Origin of the sequence: Williamsia sp., assembly GCF_036566845.1 — a bacterium.
Taxonomy (GTDB): domain Bacteria; phylum Actinomycetota; class Actinomycetes; order Mycobacteriales; family Mycobacteriaceae; genus Williamsia.
On sequence record NZ_DATCVM010000055.1, the window covers coordinates 39,044 to 60,747 of the forward strand.

Here is a 21,704-nt window from a genome sequence, read left to right on the forward strand (position 1 = left end):
GTGCCGCACGTTGTCACGCAGGCGTGTTGCGCCGATGCCTCCTGCGTCTACGCCTGCCCGGTCAACTGCATCCATCCGACGCCGGACGAGCCCGACTTCCTGACCTCAGAGATGCTCTACATCGACCCCGCGACCTGCGTCGATTGTGGAGCTTGCGTCAGTGCGTGTCCGGTGGGCGCGATTGTCCCCGGCCATCGCATCGAACCGCAGGACGAGCGGTACCTCGAGATCAACGCCGCTCACTACGAGGAAATCGCCGAGTCGCCCGTCCGCTTCCCGGTCGACGCCAAGCTACGGTTGCCGCTGGCCCCGATCAGCAAACCGAAGCCGATCGAGGTTCCCGGTGGCGGCGACGTCCGCATCGCGATCGTGGGGTCGGGCCCGTCCGCGATGTACGCGGCCGACGAGTTGCTGCGCCATCCCAACGTGCACGTCACGATGTACGAACGTCTCGACAAGCCGTTCGGCCTCGCCCGTTACGGCGTTGCGCCCGATCATCTTTCGACCCTTAAGGTAATGGCGCTCTTCGACGAGATGGCGCGAAGCAGCCGTCTTGACATCCTGCTCGGCAGTGAGGTGGGCCGCGACCTGGCACTGGATGATCTGCGCCGCGACTTCCACGGTGTCATCTATGCCGGCGGCGCGAAGACCGATCGGCGCCTGGACATCCCGGGCATCGACCTGGAGAACGTGGCCAGCGCAACGGAGTTCGTCGGCTGGTACAACGGACACCCCGACTTCGCCGGTCGCGTGTTCGACCTCTCCCACCGGAGAGTGGTCGTCATCGGCAACGGCAACGTCGCCCTCGATGTCGCTCGCATCCTCACCTCGGATCCGGAAGACCTTGCGTCCACCTCGATTTCGCCGACCGCGTTGGCGGCTCTGCGGAACTCGAACGTCGAGGAAGTGCTGGTTGTCGCCCGCCGTGGCGCGGCCGACGCCGCGTTCACGTTGCCCGAGTTGGTGGGGCTGGCCGACCGCGGAGCCAATGTGACCGTCGATCCCGAACTGCTGACCTCTGTCGGTTCCCCTGAGGACCCCACGATTGCGGCAAAACTCGAGATCCTGGCCGAATTGTCCCAGCGGACACCGCGATCAGGACCTGTCATCCGGTTCGGATTCCTGCGTTCGCCGCAGGAGATCGTTGCGGACGCGGACGGATCAGCGTCCGGAGTCACGTTCGGAATCAACCGGGTCGACCCACTGAGGGGTGGGGTCGAGCCGACAGGGGAGAGCGAGACCGTCGAGGCCAGCTTGGTGCTGACCTCCATCGGATACAAGGGTGTTGAGGTACCCGGCCTGCCGTTCGACGGCGAACGCGGCGTGATCCCCAACGCCGGTGGACGGGTTGTCGACGGCGACACCCCGATGACCGGCGTGTACGTCACCGGCTGGATCAAGCGCGGACCATCGGGCTTCATCGGAACGAACAAGTCCGATTCCGCGGAGACTGTGGCGCAGTTGCGTACCGATCTCGAAGCGGGCTTGCTGTCGGTGCCGACGACACCGAAGCGGCGTCGCCTGCTCTCACGCTGACATCCCGGTCGTGAGGGATGGGGTTCAGACGCGAGTGACGTCCAGATTGCCGTCGTGATAGTCCGCCCGCAGACGCTTCGTGTCGAACTTCCCGACACTGGTCTTGGGGACCTCGTCGATCACGGTCCAGTTGTCGGGCAACTGCCAGGCGGCGACCTTGTCCGAAAGGTACTCGCGGAGTTCATCGATCGTGGTTGTGGATCCCTCGCTTAACACGACTGCGACCAGTGGCCGTTCGTCCCACTTCGTGTCGGGTACCCCGATGACGGCGGCCTCCAACACCGCGGGGTGCCCCATCACGGCGTTCTCCAGATCCACTGAAGAGATCCACTCGCCACCCGACTTGACGATGTCCTTCGTCCGGTCGGACAGAACGAGGTAGCCGTCGGGAGTGATCGAACCGACGTCACCGGTGCCGATACCGTCATGGGGCAGGAATCCGCCGTCGTCGCCGGTCAGACGTGCCTCGACGGAGGCCGGGAACCGGCCCTGCGAGTAGCGACAACGCCACATTTCCTCACCGGTCGCATCAGCAGGTGGACGGGCCACCGCCCCGAGGGGAGAGGTTTCGGTCATTCCCCAGCCCTGTAGCACCCTCACCTGGTGCTCGTCATCGAAGGTGTGCATCATCGCCGGTGGAACCGCCGCCCCCCGATCAGTACATGTCGCATGGATGAGATGTCTTGGGGGTGCTGTTCGAGATACTGGTGCAGGCCCTGCCAGATGGTCGGGACCGCGGCGGCGAACGTCGGTTGTTCTGCGGCGATCAGGGCGGCCAGTGGTTCAGGTTGGAGGAATCGGTCCGGCATGATCAGTGATGCGCCGATCATGAACGCCGCGTAGGGAAGTCCCCACGACATGGTATGGAACTGTGGCACCAGGGTCAGCGCTCGGTCACCCTGAGTGAGATTCGGGCCGTCCGACATGCAGACCAGCGGTCGACGTGCTGGTGACGATCACGTGCTGCACGGTGTTCAATCGTGGAAGCTGTGGTGTCAGCAGCGGAAACAAGAAATGGTGGCTTTTGGCGAACCCGACCTGCGGGTTTACTCGCCAAAAGCCACCAATTTCGGGGTCTTAGTTGTGGTACGGCTCCGCGCTGATGAGCGTCACCGAGACGGTGGCGCCACTGGGCACGGTGTACTTGCGGGTGTCGCCGACCTTGGCGTCGATGAGCGCGCCACCCAGCGGCGACTTCGGTGAGTACACCTCGAGCTTGTCCTCGGACGATCCCTGCTCGCGGGTGGCGATCAGGAAGGTCTCCGTGTCGGACTCGTCGCCGTCGTAGTACACCTTCACGACCGAACCCGGCAGTGCCACACCGGATTGCGTGGGTGTTTCGCCGACCTTGGCGGTGTTGAGCAGCTCCTGGAGCTGACGGATGCGGGCCTCTTGCTGGCCCTGCTCGTCACGGGCGGCATGGTAGCCACCGTTCTCCTTGAGGTCTCCCTCTTCGCGGCGTTCGTTGATCTCGGCGGCAATCAGCGGACGGTTCGCGATGAGCGCGTCGAGCTCCTCTTTGAGCCGATCATGGGACTCCTGGGTAAGCCAGGTCACCTCGGTGTCGGTCATGCTCGATCACTCCCTCTCGTTACATGCAGCAACACGGCCCCTCTCGGAACCGTGTATTGGCCAAGACTACCAGGTCACATGTACGGTTCCCGAATTCCTAGGAAATTGTGCCCTCATGGGCAAGCGTCGATTGATATGTCGGTTCGCGCTTTTTGAGCCATCGGATCACCGCATATGTCAGCGGCATGATCGCCAGCTCCACCAGGGTTTTCCAGACGAATCCGATGACCGTGTAATTCAGGAAGTCGGACCACGTCGAGATGCCAAGTGCGGTAGCGGCAATCGCGCAGAAAACGAGCGTGTCGAAGAACTCGCCGACCACGGTGGAGCCGAGAAGACGGGCCCAGAGGTGTTTTTCACCGGACCGCTCTTTCATCTTCACCAGCACCCAGGAGTTGAGGAACTCGCCGACGATATATCCGGCCAGTCCGGCCGCCAGGAACTGAGGAACCACCCCGGCGACGGTCTCGAAGGATTCCTGGCCGTCGTAGAACGGCGCGGCCGGCAACTTCACGGTCAGCCAGAAGCACAGGGACGCGAGAAGCAGGACAAAGAAGCCGGCCAGAATGGTGCGTCGCATCGCGCGGAAGCCGTAGACCTCGCTGATCACGTCGCCGAGGACGTAGGCGAGGGGGAACAGATAGAAGGCGCCGTCGGTGACCAGGCCGTCCATGGACAGCGGTCCGACGTCGAAGTGGAGGTTGGTGAAGAGCACCACGCCCTTGGTGCCGGTGATGTTGCTGATCATCATCACGCCGACGAAGAGGCCGACGAGCATCGGGTAATACGGACTTGCAATGGTGGCAAACGCCGGACCCGTTCCCTTGGCGGTGAGCGAGTCCGGCTGCCCAGACTTGTTTATGGATGTCATGGGTGCCGATTATGGGTGATCAGCACCAGTCAGCGGCAAATCGGAACGGAACCAAAGATTCGAATCCGGAGGACCCGACGCCAGAAGGGGGGCCGTTCAGGGTGCGACGAGGTAATCCGGGACCGTCTTGCTGCATCCGTAAACCTCGCCGAGCACCGGGGCGTCCGACGTGTTGACGGTCGTTGACATCGCGAAATGGGTTTCGCCGGACGCCGGGACGTAGATTTCACGCCGTCCGGTTTCGCTGCCGTTCTTCGATCGTGCGCGCAGGATGCACGTCGCCGGAACACCGGGGTCTTTGCGGATGACTGTGAACTTCACCTCAACACTGGTGTCGTCCAGGATCTCGTAGCCGCTGGCTTCTCCGGAGATGTCGGGGTCGGAGAAGTTCTTGTACCCGACCCACGCGATGACCACGCCTACGGCGATGACCAGGGCAGTGAGTCCGATCGACCACACGCGGCGAGAGCGTGGTGAGCGGTCGGTGGGGTAGCGCCCCGGCGGTAGGTTGCGAGGGCTTGTCATGGGTTCATACCTACCATGGAGCCAGAAGCGGGTACCGGTGCGCCATGGTCCGCGGGGACGGTGGGAGTATTGAACCCGAATATCGGGGCAGTTGTGAAGGTGAGGAAATCGCGTGGTCGGACTACGACTGATGGCGGTGCATGCGCACCCCGACGACGAGTCCAGCAAGGGCGCGGCGACGATGGCCAAGTACGCCACCGAAGGGCACGACGTCCTGGTGGTGACTCTGACCGGCGGCGAGCGCGGCGACATCCTCAACCCGGCGATGGATCTGCCGGGTATCAAGGATCGCCTGCCGGAGGTCCGCAAGGAAGAGATGGCCAAGGCCGCGGCCGCGCTCGGCGTCCGCCAGCAATGGCTCGGTTTCGTCGACTCGGGGCTGCCGGAGGGTGACCCGAAGCCGCCGCTGCCTGAGGGCTCCTTTGCGACGATCCCGCTCGAAGTCGCCACGGAAGCTCTGGTCAAGGTGGTCCGCGAGTTCAAACCGCACGTGATGATCACGTACGACGAGCACGGCGGCTACCCACATCCCGACCACATCCGCGACCACGAGGTATCGATGGCCGCGTACGAGGCCGCCGCCGATCCGGAGCAGTTCCCCGACGCCGGAGAACCGTGGTCGGTGTCGAAGATCTACTACACCCACGGGTTCATCCGAGACCGGATGCTCATCTTCTCCGACGAATACGCGAAGCTCGGCCAGGAGAGCCCCTTCGCGGAGTGGCTCTCGAACTGGGATCCCGAGCGCGGCAATCTGATGGGCCGCGTGACCACCCAGGTGACTTGCGGTGAACACTTTTCGAAACGGGATGAGGCGCTGCGCGCGCACGCCACCCAGATCGACCCCAACGGGATGTTCTTTGCCGTCCCGATCGAGTGGCAGCAGCGACTGTGGCCCACCGAAGAGTTCGAACTCGCCAAGACCCGCGTGAAAACCGCGATCCCCGAAACCGATCTGTTCACCGGTATCACTGCTGATGAGGAGGGTGCGTCGTGAACATGACCCACGCCTTGCAGGTGACCGACGTACTCGCCGCCCCGGAAGGCCCCGAGTTCGGCAAGGCATCCCCGCTGGGGTTGCTGGTGGTCGTGTTGCTGCTGGTAGGCACCGTTTTCTTGATCTGGTCGATGAACCGGCACATCAAACGTCTGCCCAAGAACTTCGACTGGGACCATCCTGAGGACGATCAGGCCGCCGACGACGGGACCGATGGTGACCCGCGACAGCAACAGTCTCGCTGACGCGACAAGTCCGTATCTGCGCCAGCACGCCGACAATCCGGTGCACTGGCAACAGTGGAGCGCCGACGCCCTGCAGTGGGCGCGTGAGCGTGATGTGCCGATCCTGCTGTCGGTCGGCTACGCGGCCTGCCACTGGTGCCACGTCATGGCCCACGAGTCGTTCGAGGACCATGCCACCGCAACGGTGATGAACCGGCATTTCGTCTGCATCAAGGTCGACCGAGAAGAGCGCCCCGACATCGACGCGATCTACATGAATGCGACCGTCGCGATGACCGGCCAGGGGGGCTGGCCGATGACCTGCTTCCTGACACCCGAGGGTGAACCCTTCTACTGCGGCACCTACTTCCCGTCGATACCCCGGCATGGCTTGCCGTCGTTTGTGCAGCTGCTCGACGCGATCACGGAGACCTGGAACGCCAAGCGCGACGAGGTTCACCGGGTCGGCGCCGCGGTCGCGGAGCAGCTTGCCGCGAACGCGGAGGGTCTGCCCGATCCGGACCTCGCCCTCGACAACGATCTGCTCGCACATGCTGTGAACAAGGTCCTCGACGACGAGGATCGCGACTACGGCGGATTCGGCGGCGCTCCCAAGTTTCCGCCGTCGGCCCTGCTCGAAGGATTGATCCGGGAATCGGAGCGGACCACCGATCCGCGGGGCCTGGAAGCGGCGCAACGCACCGCCTCGGTGATGGCCCGCGGCGGAATCTACGATCAGCTCGCCGGCGGGTTCGCCCGGTACGCGGTCGACCAGGACTGGGTGGTTCCACACTTCGAAAAGATGCTCTACGACAATGCTCAGCTGTTGCGGGTGTACGCGCATCTGGCCCGTACGACCTCAGATCCGTTGGCGCAGAAGATTACCGAGGAGACCATCGGCTTCTTGCAGCGCGACCTCAAGGTGATCGGCGGGTTCGCCTCGGCGCTTGATGCCGATACCGAGGGTCGCGAGGGTCTGACGTACGTGTGGACGCCACCGGAGATGGTCGACGTGCTCGGCGCCGAGGACGGCGAGTGGGCCGCGCAGCTCTTCAACGTGACCGCCGCAGGCACCTTCGAAGACGGTGCGTCGACGTTGCAGCTGCGTGCCGATCCCGACGACGTCACCCGATTCGAATCGGTGCGCAGCCGGTTGTCGGCGGCACGGGCGTTGCGTCCGCAGCCCGGAATCGATGGCAAGGTCGTCACCGGCTGGAATGCCATGACCATCACCGCGCTCGCGGAGGCCGGCGCCGGCCTCGGTCGCCCGGACTGGATCGAACTGGCCGCCTGGTGTGCGGGGGAACTGCTCGAGCGTCATCAGCCGGGCGGTCGTCTTCGGCGGTCGTCACTCGATGGTGTGGCAGGTGATCCGCTGGCGATGCTCGACGATCATGCTGCGCTGGTGACTGCGCTTCTGGCGCTGTATCAGGTGACCGGGCAACCGGATTGGCGAGACCGCGGCCTCGACCTCCTCGACCGGACCGTCGATCTGTTCGCCGATCCGCAGGCACCGGGGTCGTGGTTCGATGCCGGTGCAGATGCCGACGCGTTGCTGACACGACCACGCGACCCGATCGACGGTGCGACACCGGCTGGTACCTCGCTGGTGGCCGAGGCACTTCTGACGGCCGCGCCGCTGGCACCGACCAGCCGCAGCCCCCGAAGCGCGGACGACTACCTGGCCCTGGCCGACGACACTCTCGCCCGCGGCGGGGTGTTGCTGGCGAAGCTGCCTCGGTCGGCAGGGCAGTGGCTGGCGGTCGCGTCCGCCCGGCTTGCCGGGCCGTTGCAGATCGCGGTGTCGCAGCCTGACGTGGACTCGACCGCACTGCTCACCGAGGCGCGGGTTCGCGCCCCGGGCGGCGCGATCGTGGTCGGAGGTGTTGTCGATTCCCAGCCTCTGTTGGACGGGCGGCCGCCGGTCGACGGTGAATCCGCCGCGTACATCTGCCGCGGCACGGTCTGCGGACTACCGGTGACCACCGTCGAAGGCTTGAGCCGGCAGCTGGGATAGCCCGGCCCTGGCCCGAGCCGTCGAGCGTGCCGAACAGACCGTCGAGCGTGCCGACCAGACCGTCGAGCGTGCCGAACAGACCGTCGAGCGTGCCAATATTGCTGTTGCGCAGTAGTTTTAGGCACACTCGACGGTGGTATGGGCACACTCGACGGTGGTATGGGCACGTTCGACAGGGGGTGCGGCGAGTGCTTGGGCACACTCGACGGTGATGTGGGCACGCTCGGCGGAGGTGGGTGAGGTCAGGGATTGAGGGCGGCTGCGAACTGATCCATCGCCCAATCGATTTCGTCATCGGTGATGACGATTGGGGGCGCGAACCGCAACGTCGAGCCATGGGTGTCCTTGGCCAGGACACCGCGTTCGGCAAGCCGCTTGCAGAGGTCTTTGCCGGTACCCAATGCGGGGTCGACGTCGACACCGGCCCACAGGCCGAGCCCGCGGACCGCGGTGACGCCGGCTCCGACCATGCCGTGTAACCGGTTGTGGAGGTGGGTGCCCAGTGTTGCGGCGCGGTCTTGCCAATAGCCGGTCCCGAGCATGTGTACCACCGTCGAACCGACCGCGGCAGCAAGCGGATTGCCGCCGAACGTCGAGCCGTGTTCGCCCGGCCGCAGGACCCCGACCACGCTGCTGTCGCCGACCACGGCGGACACCGGCAGCACTCCGCCGCCCAGGGCTTTGCCCAGCGTGTACAGGTCGGGCACCACATCCCAGTGATCGCAGGCGAATGTGGTTCCGGTGCGGCCCAGGCCGGACTGGATCTCGTCGCAGATCATCAACACGTTTGTGCTGGTGCAGAGTTGACGGACCGCCGCCAGGTAGCCATCGGGTGGGACGATGATGCCGGCCTCGCCCTGGATCGGTTCGATCAGGACCGCGACCGTGGTGTCGTCGACGGCGGCGGCCATCGCCGCGGCATCACCGAACGGAACGATGCGGAAGCCCGGGGTGAACGGACCGAATCCGGTGCGGGCGACCGGATCATCGGAGAAACTCACGATGGTGGTGGTGCGCCCGTGGAAGTTGCCTTCCGCCACCACAATCGAGGCCTGACCGGCGGGAACACCCTTCACCTCGGAACCCCACTTGCGGGCCACCTTGATGGCTGATTCGACGGCTTCGGCACCGGTGTTCATCGGCAGCACCATCTCCTTGCCGCACAGCGCGGCCAGGTCGCGGCAGAAGGGGCCCAGGCGGTCGGAGTGAAAGGCTCTGCTGGTCAGTGTGAGACGGCCGAGTTGATCGGTGGCCGCGGCAAGGATCTCCCGGTTGCGGTGCCCGAAGTTGATCGCCGAGTACCCGGCCAGGCAGTCGAGGTACCGGCGGCCCTCGACGTCGGTGATCCACGCGCCCTCGGCCGTGGCCGCGACCACGGGCAGCGGCGAATAATTGTGTGCCGCAAAATCGTCAACCATGCTGATGTGCTCGACCGACGAGATGACCGGATCGATGGAATGGGTGAGGTCGATGGTCATGATGTGACTCCGGGCCGTAACTCGAGCGTGCAACATTTTACTCCGCCGCCGCCTTTGAGCAATTCGGACAGGTCGACCCCGATCGGATTGAAACCTGCGGCGGCCAGCAGTGACGCCAAATGCGGTGCGGCGTCGGTCATCACGACGTTGAGTCCGTCGGAGACGAGATTCAGTCCCAGGACCGCGGCATCGGCGTCGTTCGCGAGGACCGCGGTGGGGTAGAGGTCGGCGAGGATGCGCCGGGCGTCAGGTGAGAAGGCGTCGGGATAGTAGGTGATCGTCTCCTCGTCGAGGACGCCGAGTGCGGTATCGAGGTGGTAGTACCGCGGGTCGACCAGTTCGAGGCTGACCACCGGGAGTCCGGTGATCGCGGCGACCTGCCGGTGGGTGTCGCGGTCGGTACGAAAACCGGTGCCGGCCAGGATCCGATCGCCGACCACGAGGAAGTCGCCCTCGCCCTCGTTGATCCCGGAGACCGTGTGGACCGGACCCAGTCCGGCGCTGTCCAACCAGGCCGCATATGCCGCGCCTTCGGGTTGGCGCTGCGGATGGCGGAACGCGGCGGCGATGGCGATACCGCCCACGACCAGTCCGCCGTTGGCGGCGTAGACCATGTCGGGCAGGCCCGGGAGCGCGGGTACCTCCGAAACGGAGTGGCCCAGTTGGATATACGTCTCACGGAGGACGTTCCACTGGCGGAGTGCGAGTGCCGTATCAACCTCGACCGATGGGTTCATCCAAGGGTTTATCCGGTAGGTGACCTCGAAATGGCTCGGTCGGGTCATCGCGTAGGTGCGTGGCGAGAGCGCGCGGTCTCGGCCGACGGCGGGGGCCAATTCGGTAATGGTCACTCATTGATCGTAGGAACCCACATGCTGCGCAAGCAATCTCCGCCTGTTGCGATCACACCGGCTATCTGTTGCTAAATCTGGCACAATGGACGGATCTGTTGCGTGGGATGAAAAGGCGGGTTTCGGGTGGCTGAGCTGGACGAGATCGACGAGGCGATTCTGGGCTGTCTGACACGCGATGCGCGCCAGACATATGCGCAGATCGGGGAACAGGTGCGGCTGTCGGCCCCGGCCGTCAAGCGTCGCGTCGACCGGCTCGTGTCCTCCGGTGTCATCCGGGGATTCACCGTGGTCACCGATCCGGCCGCCCTCCAATGGACCACAGAGGCATACGTTCAGGTGTTCTGCCGGGGCACCATCGCCCCGGACATCCTCGCTCGATCGTGGGAACACATCTCCGAGGTGGTTAGTGCCGCCACCGTCACCGGTCCGGCCGATGCGATCCTGCGGGTGGTGGCGCGTGATGTCCAGCATCTGGAGGCGGCGCTCGAACGCATCCGCGCTGCGGAGACCGTCGACCACTCCGAGAGCATCATCGTGCTGTCCCGGGTGATCGACCGTGGCCATCCCTGACCGGGTGCGCGTTTTGGGCATCCGGTGACGGTCATGCTAGGTTGGCCGACGTGAATACTTGTGCTGGTGCCTATTGGCGCTTTATCGAGGCTCCGGGTGGAGCCGCCGATAACGCGCTGTACTGACGCGCGCCAACACCCGGAGCCCCGAGCAGTGACCATCGTGGTCGCTGCTTTTTTCTTTGTCAGGGCACCGGTCACATGAATGCGGTGCTCGCCGAATAGGAAGGCACGCATCATGACCAGCGAATCCACCACCACGCAGGCCGAGCAGGCGACGCTGGTCGGACCCAATACGTCCGACCGCCGCATCAAGGCTTTCCGCGAGATCCCTTCACCGGACGCTGTTCGGACAGAACTGCCGTTGACCGACCGCCGGGCCGCCGTTGTCCAGCGAGATCGCGACGAGATCGCCGAGATCCTCGCCGGCCGCGACGATCGGCTGCTCGTGATCGTCGGACCGTGCTCCGTCCACGACACCGTGGCCGCGCTGGACTACGCTCGCCGTCTGGCGCCGCTCGCCGTCGAGCATGCCGACCGGCTCAAGATCGTGATGCGTGTGTACTTCGAAAAGCCTCGCACCACCGTCGGCTGGAAAGGCCTGATCAACGACCCGGGGATGGACGGTTCGTTCGACGTCGAGCGCGGCCTCCGCACCGCCCGAGCACTGCTGCTCGACATCATCGACCTCGGCCTGCCGGTCGGGTGTGAGTTCCTCGAGCCGACGAGCCCGCAGTACATCGCGGATGCTGTCGCGTGGGGCGCCATCGGTGCCCGGACCACCGAGTCGCAGGTTCACCGTCAGCTGGCGTCGGGTCTGTCGATGCCCATCGGTTTCAAGAACGGCACCGACGGCAACATCCAGGTGGCCGTCGACGGTGTGAAAGCCGCTGCCGCAGAGCATGTCTTCTTCGGAGTCGACGACTTCGGCCGGGGTTCGATCGTGGAGACCGCCGGCAACGAGGACTGCCACGTCATCCTGCGTGGTGGCACCACGGGACCGAACTACGACGTCGATGCCATCAACCTCACGATCGCGGCGCTCGCGAAGGCGGGACTGCCCGAACTGGTGATGGTCGACTGCTCCCATGCCAACTCGGGCAAGGACCACATCCAGCAGGCGGTGGTCGCTACCGACATCGCAGAGATGATCGCTGGTGGGCAGGAGGGCATCAGCGGTGTGATGCTCGAGAGCTTCCTCGTCGCCGGCGCGCAGTCGCCGGACGCCGAGGTCCTGACCTACGGACAGTCCGTCACGGACAAGTGCATGGATTGGGACGCGACGCTGACTGTCGTGCACACCCTCGCCGCCGCCAAGACCGCTGCCGCCAACTAGTTCGGGGCACCTCGCCCGCTGGCGTGTCGACTTCACATCGACAGAGAATCTGACAAAGTCGATCGACTGACTTTCGACCTTCGGGCGTAAGGCAATTCGCGGTGCTGCGGTTGCGTTGACGTCGGCTATCGACCACACCGACATCACACACCAGGCCGATTCCAGGCCTCGTGGGATCGATCGGGCGTACTCGGTCAGATATCGGTCCCGAATGAGGCCGGAGAACTGGTGCCGGTGCTGGGCACCGTTCTGATACCTGCCGGCGCGGCACCTGCGGGTGGCCGGCCGATCCTGGCGTTCAACCACGGCACAACCGGGTCGGGTGCGGACTGCGCGGAGTCTGTAGGCCTGGGAGGTCCCAACGGTTACCACGAGTGGCCCGCACCCTGGATCGAGCGTGACTACGTCATCGTCTCGCTGGTCGAGACCTACGCTCCCGAACTGCATTTGAAGGCGGTGGTAGCCTCCGCGCCGCCGGTGCGCATCGACAGTTATCTGGCTTTGCTGGGCCGCTGACCCCACCGGCGCCGGACTATGTGACCTACCTCTCGTACATCCTCGCCGGGCTCGAGGTCCCTTCACCCGACCTGGACGTATCCGCGTATCTGACACCGATCGGGCGCAAGGTCGTCGACGACGCGCTAACCCTGTGTTACGGCGCGCAGAACGCCAACAGCGAGGGGTGTCCGTGGGTCAGGTCCTGTCCCGCCCGCTGGCGTAGGGCGGATTCACCCATGCCGTGCGAAAGAAACTCGCAGTCCCGGAAAGGCTATGGGGCACAGATTCTGGTGCAGCAGGGAGTTTTCGATCCCACGGCTTTCGGGCCGCTGACATCAGGTTTTGTCGATTCCGTCCGGGCCTCGGGCGCCCGCGTGGACTTCCGGCTGTACCCGAAAACGCACGTCCTGCGGGCGCAGACGCAGGTGGACGCCGCGGTCTGGGTGGATGCGCGCGGCTAGCTGAACAGGACCAGCCACACCGCGACGTAGTGGACCAATGCCGCGATCACGGTGCAGGCGTGGAAGAACTCGTGATGGCCGAAGGTGTGCGGCCAGGGGTTGGGCCACCGGGCGGCGTACAGAACACCGCCGACGGTGTAGAACAGCCCGCCGACCGCCAGGAGTGCGACGACCGTCACACCCACCGAATCGATGAGCGTCGGGGCGACCGCGATGATCGTCCAGCCCAGGATGATGTACAGCGGCACCCCCAACCATCGTGGAGAGGCGGGCCACACCATCTTCAGGGTCACCCCGACCAGGGCGCCGACCCAGACGATGACCAGAACCGCGACCTGCGTGGGTGGTTCGAGCCCGATCACACAGAACGGGGTGTAGCTGCCGGCGATGAATATGAAGATCATCGAATGGTCGGCCCGCTTCATCCACAGCTTCGCGGTGTCCGTGGTCCAGTTCACCCGGTGATAGGTGGCGCTGACGCCGAACACCCCGCAGACCGTCAGCGCGTAGATGCCGCAGGCCAGAGCCGCCATCGGACCGACCATCGCCCAGGCGACGGCAACGAGCACGATGCCGGTGACGATGGCGGTGAAACCCGCGTAGAGGTGGATCCACCCCCGCATCCGCGGCTTGAGTTCAGCGAGTAGTGCGTGTTCGGGAGAGACCACAACCTACGGTAGCGTAGGTCCACATCGGCGGCCCGTGAGGCCGCGTAAGGTGTACCGGGTGAAGTTGATTCCCGACGCGATGCGCGGACCCATGTACCGGGTCTACGAACGTCGGCTCACCCAGTACCTCGATCCGGAGCGGGTGCCACGGCACATCGCGATCATCTGTGACGGAAATCGTCGATGGGCCCGGGAGGCCGGATTCGAGAACGTCAATCATGGGCATCGGGTGGGTGCGCAGAAGATTGCCGAGGTCCTCACCTGGTGCAGCGACCTCGACATCTCGACGGTCACCATCTATCTGCTCTCCACGGAGAACCTGAGCCGCGACACCGAGGAACTCGGCGCACTGATGCAGATCGTTCCCGACATCGTCGAGGAGATCTCCGCGCCCGGGCAGCCGTGGCGGGTGAAAGTGGTTGGTGCGCTTGATCAACTGCCGGTAGAGGTGTCCGGCCGGCTGAAGGCTGCCGAGGACCAGACGGCGGGTCGCGTGGGTCCAAACGTGAATGTGGCGGTGGGCTACGGCGGTCGTCAGGAAATCGTGGACTCGGTCCGGACCCTGCTCGCCGACCGGATCGCCGCCGGAGATTCACCCGACGACCTCGTCGACGCGGTGACGGTCGAGGCCATCGACCAGAACCTCTACACCCGGGGTCAGCCCGATCCCGATCTGGTGATCAGAACCTCTGGCGAACAACGTCTTTCCGGTTTCCTGCTCTGGCAGAGCGCGTACTCGGAGATCTGGTTCACCGATGCCTACTGGCCGGCGTTCCGCCGCGTCGACTTCCTGCGCGCGCTCCGTGACTACGGCGCCCGAAGCCGTCGCTTCGGTAAGTAGATCCGACGGCGGTCAGATCTTGCGCAGCCGGACGCGGTTGATCGCGTGATTGGCGTCTTTGCGCAACACCAGCGTGGCCCGGGGGCGGGTGGGCAGGATGTTCTCCACGAGGTTCGGCCGGTTGATGCCGTTCCAGATGTCGCGGGCCGCCAGTGTCGCCTGGTCGTCGGTCAGTGACGAGTAGTGGTGGAAGTGTGAGTTCGGATCGGCGAAGGCCGTGGTCCGCATGGCCAGGAATCTGTTGATGTACCAGTCCTCGATGTCCTCGATGCGGGCGTCGACGTAGATCGAGAAGTCGAACAGATCCGACACCATCAGCCGGGCTCCGGTCTGGAGTACGTTCAGGCCCTCGACGATGAGTATGTCCGGCTGCTTCACATGGTGTTTGGTGCCGCGGACGATGTCGTAGGAGACATGGGAATACACCGGTGCAGACACGTCCCGGGCACCCGACTTCACCTCGGTCACGAAGCGCAGCAGCGCGCGCCGATCGTACGACTCGGGGAAGCCCTTGCGATGCATGATCCCGCGACGTTCCAGTTCGGCGGTGGGGTAGAGGAATCCGTCCGTGGTGATCAGGTCGACGGTCGGGTGGGACTCCCACCGGGCGAGCAGCGCCTGCAGCACGCGTGCGGTGGTCGACTTGCCCACCGCGACACTGCCGGCCACACCGATGATGAACGGCACCTGACGCTCGGGCTTGCGCTCGCCGAGGAAGGTGGCCGTCGCCGCGAACAGGCGCTGCCGAGCAGCAACCTGCAGGTGGATCAGACGGGACAGCGGAAGGTAGACGTCCGCGACTTCGGTGAGGTCGATCTGCTCGCCGAGGCCACGCAATTCGCGCAGCTCGCTCTCGGTCAGCACCATCGGCATCGATTGACGTAGATCGCGCCACTGGCGGCGGTCGAGTTCGATGTACGGACTCGGCTCGGTTATCCGTGCCATGTCAACTTTCGATCCGTGGGCCCCGTGGCATGGCTTCATCCTTGCGAATGCGTCTGAGAGCAACAACTCCGGGGTCCTTTCGGTAGCGTTTGACCTCATGCACAACGAAGCGGTCACCACGCGGTATCTACGGCTGGGACTGGCATTTGATCGTCTCGAAGAAGGTTTCGTCGATGCGTTCACCGGTGATCCGGCCCTGCGGCACGAGATCGAGAACGCGCCGGCGCCCGATCCGAGAGATCTTGCCCGTCAAGCGGCTTCGTTGCGCGAGGAGCTCCCCGGGGCCGGGCTGGGTGAAATCCGCACCGAGTTCGTCGATTCGGCGCTGCGAGCGCTCGAGTGCTCGGCGCGGAAGTTCGCCGGCGACGACATCGGATTCGTCGATGAAGTCCACAACTACTTCGACGTCGACATCGCCATGGGCGATCCCGACACCTACCGCAGGGCCCACGCCGAACTGGACGAGCTGCTCCCCGGGACCGGCGACCTCGCCGAGCGCTATGCCGCGCACAAACGTGCCGAGGAGATCCCGCAGGACAAGGTCGCCGAGGCGGTGTCCGCGTTCAGTGGCGCGCTGCGGGAACGGGTGCGGGCCACCTACGCGCTGCCCGAGACGGAGATCGTCGACTTCGAGGTGGTCACCGACAAACCGTGGTCGGGGTTCAACTACTACCTGGGCGACTACCGGTCCAAGGTGGCCATCAACGGCGACCTCACCCAGCACATGTCGTCGCTTCCGCACCTCATCGCACACGAGGCATACCCAGGCCACCACACCGAGCACTGCCGCAAAGAGCAGTTGCTGGTCGGGACCGGCCAGGTCGAGCAGTCGATCTTCTTGGTGAACACCCCGCAATGCCTGATGGCGGAAGGGCTCGCCGATCACGCGCTGAGCGCTGCGATCGGTCCGGAGTGGGGAAGCTGGGCCCAGGAGATCTACGCCGACCTCGGCCTGCGGTTCGACGGCGAACGAGCTGTCGCCATCGCGAAGGCCACCGGCGGACTGCTGGGTGTGCGCCAGGATGCGGCACTGCTGTTGCACGATCGCGGCACGGATCAGGACACCGTTGCGACGTACCTGCAGACCTGGCTTCTGGCCACCGACGAACGTGCCCGGCAGATGCTGCGTTTCCTGTCCTCACCGCTGTGGCGCGCCTACATCAGCACCTACGTCGAGGGATACCGCCTGCTCCAGAGCTGGCTGAAGGTGCCGACAGTGGCGGGCCTCGACACCGCGTCGCCGGCAGATCGGCTCCTCCGCTTCGGCCGGCTGCTCGACGAACCCCTGACACCCCGGCGCCTGCGGGCGGAGGTCGGTGCCGGAATATAGGCCATTTATCGGTTGCACGCCGGGTCTCCTACACTGAACGTGCCGATTCGCCCGCGCAGCAGCGTCTGAAGGAGACAAATGACCGACGTCAACACCGCATCCCTGGCTGAGCTGGACCCGGATGTGGCGGCCGCGATGAACGGCGAGCTGACCCGTCAGCGGGACACCCTCGAAATGATCGCGTCGGAAAATTTCGTCCCGCGTGCGGTGCTGCAGGCCCAGGGCAGCGTGCTGACCAACAAGTACGCCGAGGGCTACCCCGGACGTCGCTACTACGGCGGTTGCGAATACGTCGACGTTGTCGAGGACATCGCCCGCAGCCGTGCGAAAGAACTGTTCGGCGCCGACTTCGCCAACGTGCAGCCCCATTCCGGCGCGCAGGCCAACGCCGCGGTCCTCGCTGCGCTGATGGAGCCCGGCGAGACCCTTCTCGGCCTCGATCTGGCTCACGGTGGTCACCTCACCCACGGCATGCGCCTGAACTTCTCGGGCAAGCTCTACGAGAACGCCTTCTACGGCGTGAGCAAGGAAGACTTCCGCATCGACATGGACGAGGTGCGGAAGATTGCCCTCGACACCAAGCCGAAGGTGATCGTCGCGGGCTGGTCCGCGTATCCGCGGACACTCGACTTTGCCGCGTTCCGGTCCATCGCCGACGAGGTCGGTGCGCATCTGTGGGTCGATATGGCCCACTTCGCCGGACTCGTCGCCGCCGGCCTGCATCCCTCGCCGGTTCCGCACGCCGACATCGTGTCGTCGACCGTCCACAAGACCCTCGGCGGACCGCGCTCCGGCATCATCCTGGCCAAGCAGGAGTGGGCCAAGAAGCTCAACTCCGCAGTCTTCCCCGGCCAGCAGGGCGGCCCGCTGATGCACGTCATCGCGGCCAAGGCCGTGGCCCTGAAAATCGCCGGGACCGAAGAGTTCAAGGAACGTCAGCAGCGCACCCTCGACGGCGCTCACATCCTGGCCGAACGTCTGAACGGCGACGACGTGGCGAAGGCCGGTGTCTCGGTCCTGACCGGTGGCACCGACGTACATCTGGTGCTGGTCGACCTTCGTAACAGCGCACTCGACGGACAGCAGGCCGAAGACCTGCTCCATCAGGTGGGCATCACCGTCAACCGCAACGCTGTGCCGTTCGACCCGCGTCCGCCGATGGTCACCTCCGGTTTGCGGATCGGCACACCCGCACTGGCCACCCGCGGCTTCGGTGACGAGCAGTTCCGTGAGGTCGCCGACATCATCGGCATCGCACTGGCCGCCGGCCAGGGCGCGGATGTCTCCGCGCTGCGGGCCCGCGTCTCGCAGCTCGCACTCGACTTCCCGCTGTACGAGGGACTCGAGGACTGGGGTCTGCTCAGCACCCAGCGCTGAGGCCCGCACCACCCTCACAAACCCATCCCTCACGGACAGGACCCGACACGGGTTTGACCACAGGGGATGGGTTTGTTTTGTTCGGGCGGGTGGTTTCGCATATCGGGGGCCGACCTCTAGGCTGTCTGGGTGAATGATCTGACCCAGGACGAATTGCTCTACGCCTTGGAAAAGGCGATCCCGGAAATCATGGAAGAGCACAACGCCGCGGCCGTGGCATGGAACCCGCATGACTGGGTGCCGTGGGCCGACGGCAAGAACTTCGCGTTCCTCGGCGGCGAGGACTTCGATCCCAACCAGCCGTCCCCGCTGCCCGACGACGTCGTGAAGGCACTGCTGGCGCTGCTGCTCACCAAGGACAACATGCCGTCCTACCACCGTCTGATGGCGCAGAAGGCGTCCATCTTCGGTGCGTGGCAGCAGGTCATCGGCACGTGGACCGCAGAGGACAACCGTCACGCGATCGCCCTGCGCGACTACCTCGTGGTGTCGCGGTTGATGGACCCCGAAGCTGCCGAAACCCTGCGACTGCACCACATGACCAAGGGCAAGCTGCAAACACCCAAGTCTGTGACCGACTACCAGATCCTGGACGTACTGGCCCTGCTCGCGGTGCACGAGCTGCAGTGCGTGTCGTTCGGCGAAAAGCTCCTCGCGGCGTCCGACAGTGAGGTGCTGAAGGCGATCGTCGAGAAGATCGTGCACGACGACCGCGTTCAGGCGAAGACGTTCGCCAACTTCCTCAACGCCGGTGTCGATGCCAATGTGGCCGAGCTGATCAAGTCGGTGGATCGCGCGCTGACCGAGCTCGAACTGATCGGTGCCGACATCGACGATTTCGGTGACCTCGAGATCATTGCCCCGTTCAACGCCGACGCCGAGAAATTCGTCGCGACAGCTCTGGTGGCAGATCTCAAGCTGCAGTCTCTCGACGGACTCGACGAGGCCGGCGAAGCCGCGCGTCAGCGCGTTCTGAGCGCCGCCGGACTGTAGAGACCCGGCTTCCCGATACTCACGCGAACCCCGTTCCACCCGCCATTCAGGTTGCGGTGGTGCGGGGTTTGTGTGTTGTCGGGACTGGTTTTGTGGTCTGCTCCGGGCCGCCGACATCGCCTGTCGGGCGCGTACGACAGTTAATCCATTGTTCACGGACACGGGGCGGTTCCAACGCGACGACACGCGGTGTGGGGCGTACTTTGACGTTTGACGGGCCGCGGGGAAGCGGTTCGTCCGGGAGGTTCGAATCGTTGACTTGCTTACGTGAGTACGAGGGGACCGGCCCCGGTCCTCGTTTCAGTTGCACCTAGCTGCTGAAGCCAGAACCGGACCGGCCGCAACAAATGTCTGAGCGGTGCCGCCCAGACCGAGGAGCCCTTCGTGACCGCACGCGACGCTCGTACGTACGTCATCGACACTTCCGTGCTGTTGTCCGACCCCTGGGCGGCAACACGATTCGCTGAGAACCACGTGATTCTTCCGCTGGTTGTCATCAGCGAGCTGGAAGGTAAACGCCACCACCACGAACTGGGCTGGTTCGCGCGCGAAGCATTACGGATGCTGGACGACCTGCGACTCGAGTTCGGGCGCCTGGATCAGCCGATCCCCATCGGCACTGTGGGCGGCACCCTCCAGGTCGAGCTCAATCACACCGACGCGGCGGTCCTGCCGGCGGGCTTCCGGACCGACAGCAACGATTCCCGAATCCTGGCCTGCGCCTTGAATCTTCGGGCTGAGGGCAAAGACGTGGTGTTGGTGTCCAAGGACACTCCACTGCGGGTGAAAGCCGGCGCCGTGGGCCTGGCCGCAGACGAATACCACGCTCAGGACGTGGTGGCATCGGGCTGGACCGGTATGACGGAGGTCGACGTCGACTCCTCGGTGATCGACACCCTGTTCGCAGACGGGGTCGTGGACCTCGATACCGCTCGGGACTTGCCCTGTCACACCGGGATTCGACTGCTCGGCAACAACTCCAGTGCGCTGGGCCGGGTGAACCCGCAGAAGCAGGTGCAGCTGGTCCGCGGTGATCGCGAAGCGTTCGGGCTGCGTGGCCGCAGCGCCGAGCAGCGGGTGGCGCTCGATCTACTGCTCGACGACAGCGTCGGCATCGTCTCGATGGGCGGCAAAGCGGGTACCGGCAAGTCTGCCCTGGCATTGTGTGCCGGACTCGAAGCGGTTCTCGAACGGCGTACGCAGCGCAAAGTGGTTGTGTTCCGGCCGCTTTACGCCGTCGGCGGCCAGAATCTCGGCTATCTGCCCGGCAGCGAGTCGGAGAAGATGGGTCCCTGGGCGCAGGCGGTGTTCGACACCCTCGAAGGCCTGGCTTCCACTGAGGTGATCGAAGAGGTCCTCAGCCGCGGGATGCTGGAAGTGCTTCCACTGACCCACATTCGAGGTCGTTCCCTGCACGATTCCTTTGTGATCGTCGATGAGGCACAGTCTTTGGAGCGCAACGTGCTGCTGACGGTGCTCTCACGCCTCGGTTCCGGATCGAGGGTGGTGCTCACCCACGACGTGGCCCAGCGCGACAACCTGCGGGTCGGTCGCCATGACGGTGTCGCCGCGGTGATCGAAAAGCTCAAGGGGCACCCACTTTTCGCTCATGTCACGCTCACTCGCAGCGAGCGGTCGCCGATCGCGGCCCTGGTCACCGAGATGCTGGAAGAGTTCGCGCCGACAGCGTAGCGAGCGATTCACCCTGGCGCCCACCTGTTTTGGTTCCATTCACCGACAATTGTCGCTGGCAGGTGCCAAAACGGGTGGGCGCCGGTGTCGGTCTTCAGCAGTCGGCGGGTGTGACGTAGGTGGCCGGGTCGCTGGTGGTGTCGAAGAGTTTTCCGTAGGCGCCGTCCGGGAATCCTGGCAGAGCCGAGCAGAGCGCGTTGCGCCCTTGCCCGACAACCACGTACGCGGCATAGATCAGGTTGCCGTTGTCCGCACGCTGGCGTAGTGATGGGCATGAGTAATCAGTCCGGAGGTACTGGGCGCCGGGGTTGGCGGCGAGCGCTCCGGCGATCTCGGATCGGTAGCTGCTGGGCTCGGTTGCGTTGTGCACCACGATCACTGCGGTGCCGTCGCACGCTGGTGTGCTGATCGGTACCGATAGTCCGAGGTCGGCGGGGTTTGCGAGCTGAGTCGCGGGGGTGGGCTGTGTGGTTGAGAGTTGTTGGGTGACTGTGACGGTCTGCGTCTGGGTACCAGGTATTTCGGCGTTGGCGACCGTGGGATTGCGGTTGGGGTCGGAGTTCGTCTCCTTGGCATCGTCGCTCGGCCACAGGACGATGGCGGCGACCACCGCGAGGGCGACGACGACAACGCCTGCGATGCCACCGGCGATCCAGGGCGTCCGTGAGCGTGGGGTGATCGGCTGCGACGTGAGGTACTGATGTGGCGGACCCATGGGTGGTCCGGTGGGTGCGTACCGCTGCGTGGGCGGCGGTGTGGGGGCGATCTGGGTCGGCGGGAAGGCCTCCGGCGGTGGATCGGGTGAGGTACGGGGTGCGATGGTGGGCAGCCCTAGGAGCGTTGGCGCGTGTTGTGCATCGTGCGAATCGGCGGGGGGAGTGGTCGGCGGAGGCGTCACCGGAGGCAGGTTGAGTGCGACG

General features: G+C 65.0%; 20 protein-coding genes and 2 pseudogenes. 13 read left to right on the forward strand and 9 right to left on the reverse strand.

Going from position 1 to position 21,704, the window contains the following annotated elements; translation table 11 throughout:
• Positions 1-1,536, forward strand: a complete 1,536-nt coding sequence (locus VIQ49_RS04810; RefSeq protein WP_331881421.1) for an FAD-dependent oxidoreductase — start codon at positions 1-3, stop codon at positions 1,534-1,536.
• Between the two features lie 24 nt (positions 1,537-1,560).
• Here VIQ49_RS04810 and VIQ49_RS04815 read toward each other — a convergent pair.
• The 4 genes and pseudogenes from VIQ49_RS04815 to VIQ49_RS04830 form a co-directional block, all read right to left on the reverse strand.
• Positions 1,561-2,468: pseudogene (locus VIQ49_RS04815) on the reverse strand (AMP-binding protein); the annotation flags it as partial.
• A 145-nt stretch (positions 2,469-2,613) separates the two neighbouring features.
• Positions 2,614-3,108, reverse strand: a complete 495-nt coding sequence (gene greA / locus VIQ49_RS04820; protein ID WP_331881424.1) for a transcription elongation factor GreA — start codon at positions 3,106-3,108, stop codon at positions 2,614-2,616.
• 97 nt (positions 3,109-3,205) lie between these two features.
• On the reverse strand, positions 3,206-3,979 hold the full coding sequence (locus VIQ49_RS04825; protein WP_331881426.1) for a queuosine precursor transporter: 774 nt from the start codon (positions 3,977-3,979) through the stop codon (positions 3,206-3,208).
• 96 nt (positions 3,980-4,075) lie between these two features.
• Positions 4,076-4,504 carry a DUF4307 domain-containing protein gene (locus VIQ49_RS04830; protein ID WP_331881429.1) on the reverse strand — a complete coding sequence of 143 codons (429 nt, stop codon included), beginning with the start codon at positions 4,502-4,504 and terminating at the stop codon, positions 4,076-4,078.
• 130 nt (positions 4,505-4,634) lie between these two features.
• Here VIQ49_RS04830 and mca point away from each other — a divergent pair, with 130 nt between their 5' ends.
• From mca to VIQ49_RS04845, 3 genes are read left to right on the forward strand one after another with little or no spacing between them, the layout of a single operon-like run.
• On the forward strand, positions 4,635-5,501 hold the full coding sequence (gene mca, locus VIQ49_RS04835; protein ID WP_331881475.1) for a mycothiol conjugate amidase Mca: 867 nt from the start codon (positions 4,635-4,637) through the stop codon (positions 5,499-5,501).
• Positions 5,502-5,503: 2 nt separating this feature from the next.
• Positions 5,504-5,746, forward strand: a complete 243-nt coding sequence (locus tag VIQ49_RS04840; protein ID WP_331881477.1) for a hypothetical protein — start codon at positions 5,504-5,506, stop codon at positions 5,744-5,746.
• Entirely contained in the window at positions 5,715-7,742 is a 2,028-nt protein-coding gene (locus tag VIQ49_RS04845; protein WP_331881431.1) for a thioredoxin domain-containing protein, read from the forward strand. The genes VIQ49_RS04840 and VIQ49_RS04845 overlap by 32 nt, the downstream gene beginning before the upstream one ends.
• Before the next feature lie 242 nt (positions 7,743-7,984).
• On the opposite strand, the gene rocD is transcribed toward VIQ49_RS04845, so the two are convergent.
• Positions 7,985-9,220: an ornithine--oxo-acid transaminase gene (gene rocD, locus VIQ49_RS04850; protein ID WP_331881434.1), complete on the reverse strand. Its 1,236-nt coding sequence runs from the start codon at positions 9,218-9,220 to the stop codon at positions 7,985-7,987.
• Positions 9,217-10,071: a dimethylargininase gene (gene ddaH / locus VIQ49_RS04855; RefSeq protein ID WP_331881437.1), complete on the reverse strand. Its 855-nt coding sequence runs from the start codon at positions 10,069-10,071 to the stop codon at positions 9,217-9,219. Before ddaH ends, rocD begins: the two co-directional genes overlap by 4 nt.
• Positions 10,072-10,197: 126 nt before the next feature.
• On the opposite strand from ddaH, the gene VIQ49_RS04860 reads away from it, so the two are divergent.
• The 4 genes from VIQ49_RS04860 (at position 10,198) to VIQ49_RS04875 (ending at position 12,938) form a co-directional block, all read left to right on the forward strand.
• A complete protein-coding gene (locus VIQ49_RS04860) occupies positions 10,198-10,644 on the forward strand; it encodes an Lrp/AsnC family transcriptional regulator (RefSeq protein ID WP_331881440.1) in 447 nt (148 codons plus the stop codon).
• A 237-nt stretch (positions 10,645-10,881) separates the two neighbouring features.
• Positions 10,882-11,979, forward strand: coding sequence for a 3-deoxy-7-phosphoheptulonate synthase (locus VIQ49_RS04865; protein ID WP_331881442.1), 1,098 nt, complete (start codon positions 10,882-10,884; stop codon positions 11,977-11,979).
• Between the two features lie 228 nt (positions 11,980-12,207).
• Positions 12,208-12,495: a hypothetical protein gene (locus tag VIQ49_RS04870; RefSeq protein WP_331881444.1), complete on the forward strand. Its 288-nt coding sequence runs from the start codon at positions 12,208-12,210 to the stop codon at positions 12,493-12,495.
• 20 nt (positions 12,496-12,515) lie between these two features.
• A complete protein-coding gene (locus tag VIQ49_RS04875) occupies positions 12,516-12,938 on the forward strand; it encodes a hypothetical protein (protein WP_331881446.1) in 423 nt (140 codons plus the stop codon).
• Here VIQ49_RS04875 and trhA read toward each other — a convergent pair.
• A complete protein-coding gene (gene trhA / locus VIQ49_RS04880; RefSeq protein WP_331881480.1) occupies positions 12,935-13,561 on the reverse strand; it encodes a PAQR family membrane homeostasis protein TrhA in 627 nt (208 codons plus the stop codon). The genes VIQ49_RS04875 and trhA overlap by 4 nt on opposite strands.
• A gap of 103 nt (positions 13,562-13,664) precedes the next feature.
• Between trhA and VIQ49_RS04885 the strand changes: the two genes are divergently transcribed.
• Positions 13,665-14,447, forward strand: a complete 783-nt coding sequence (locus VIQ49_RS04885; protein WP_331881448.1) for an isoprenyl transferase — start codon at positions 13,665-13,667, stop codon at positions 14,445-14,447.
• A 12-nt stretch (positions 14,448-14,459) separates the two neighbouring features.
• Here the strand turns inward: VIQ49_RS04885 and coaA are convergent, their stop codons facing one another.
• A complete protein-coding gene (gene coaA, locus VIQ49_RS04890; protein ID WP_331881450.1) occupies positions 14,460-15,392 on the reverse strand; it encodes a type I pantothenate kinase in 933 nt (310 codons plus the stop codon).
• 97 nt (positions 15,393-15,489) lie between these two features.
• Between coaA and VIQ49_RS04895 the strand changes: the two genes are divergently transcribed.
• The 4 genes from VIQ49_RS04895 to VIQ49_RS04910 all read left to right on the forward strand — a co-directional run bounded on the left by VIQ49_RS04895 (position 15,490) and on the right by VIQ49_RS04910 (position 20,784).
• Positions 15,490-16,722, forward strand: a complete 1,233-nt coding sequence (locus tag VIQ49_RS04895; protein WP_331881452.1) for a DUF885 domain-containing protein — start codon at positions 15,490-15,492, stop codon at positions 16,720-16,722.
• A gap of 78 nt (positions 16,723-16,800) precedes the next feature.
• Positions 16,801-18,099 (forward strand): serine hydroxymethyltransferase, encoded by a 1,299-nt coding sequence (glyA, locus tag VIQ49_RS04900; RefSeq protein WP_331881454.1) that lies wholly within the window; start codon positions 16,801-16,803, stop codon positions 18,097-18,099.
• Positions 18,100-18,228: 129 nt separating this feature from the next.
• Complete coding sequence (locus VIQ49_RS04905; RefSeq protein ID WP_331881457.1) at positions 18,229-19,092, forward strand: acyl-ACP desaturase; 864 nt, start codon at positions 18,229-18,231, stop codon at positions 19,090-19,092.
• 384 nt (positions 19,093-19,476) lie between these two features.
• Positions 19,477-20,784: a PhoH family protein gene (locus VIQ49_RS04910; protein ID WP_331881459.1), complete on the forward strand. Its 1,308-nt coding sequence runs from the start codon at positions 19,477-19,479 to the stop codon at positions 20,782-20,784.
• A 94-nt stretch (positions 20,785-20,878) separates the two neighbouring features.
• Here the strand turns inward: VIQ49_RS04910 and VIQ49_RS04915 are convergent.
• Positions 20,879-21,704, reverse strand: a pseudogene (locus tag VIQ49_RS04915) (hypothetical protein); the annotation flags it as partial.